This window comes from Dellaglioa sp. CoH-57-MRSF-20 (genome assembly GCF_056781955.1).
The window spans coordinates 1-677 of the sequence record NZ_JBXAXV010000049.1 but is presented as its reverse complement, the minus strand read 5'-3'; the positions used below and the strand labels follow the sequence as shown (position 1 = coordinate 677).

General features: G+C 50.5%; 1 protein-coding gene. It reads left to right on the top strand.

The window, feature by feature from the left end; all coding sequences use genetic code 11:
- On the top strand, positions 1–345 hold a 345-nt coding region (locus tag AC1RPN_RS08025), incomplete at its 5' end, for a hypothetical protein (protein WP_481763684.1).
- Positions 346–677: the final 332 nt, after the last annotated feature.

The following is a 677-nucleotide window of genomic DNA, read 5'->3' as shown; positions in this document are numbered from 1 at the left end:
GGCCCATCCTATACGGGCTTCGAATTCAAGGACTTGTCGGTGATGGCGAATGAGTGCTTGTTCTATTATGAAGCCTTCCCGGGATCGCCATTTGCGTGGTCGGGTCAAGTTGGTAATACGCAAGTCCCACAAATGACAGTGCAGTACGCATATAAACGCGTAAATAACCCCACTCTAGTAGCCAGCAACGTCTCATCTTCAGGTTTGGCTGCGGGCAATCCAACAATAGCTTCCCAGACCAATAACGGGGCGTGGTTGAATCTTCCGGCCGGTAACGTATTGCTAGGAGCATTTGGTACGTACAGTTTTGGATTAACTGTGAACGCAGAATTGCCGACGACGTAAAGACACACTGTCTCAATTTTAGTGTGCACATCAATAAGGAGTATTAAATGAGTACAGTAGTGGGCACATGCCAAGATTGTATTGTGTCAGTGCCGCCGGCCCTACCAGCCAGCTTGCGCTTTCGTCTAAACGTAGTAGAAGGGCAAAATCTGGTGTTGAAGCAGGTAGGAACACTCAGCTCGATTTACCCAGCGTCTGGCGTAGGCGCGATAGGTCAACGCTTGACTCCGACTACTAGCATGACGCTAGGTCCGGTGCAGGGACTGGCCATTGCCACAACAGCGCCGCTACCTGTAGAGGTCACCACACCCACTGCCGTTAACATCACATTT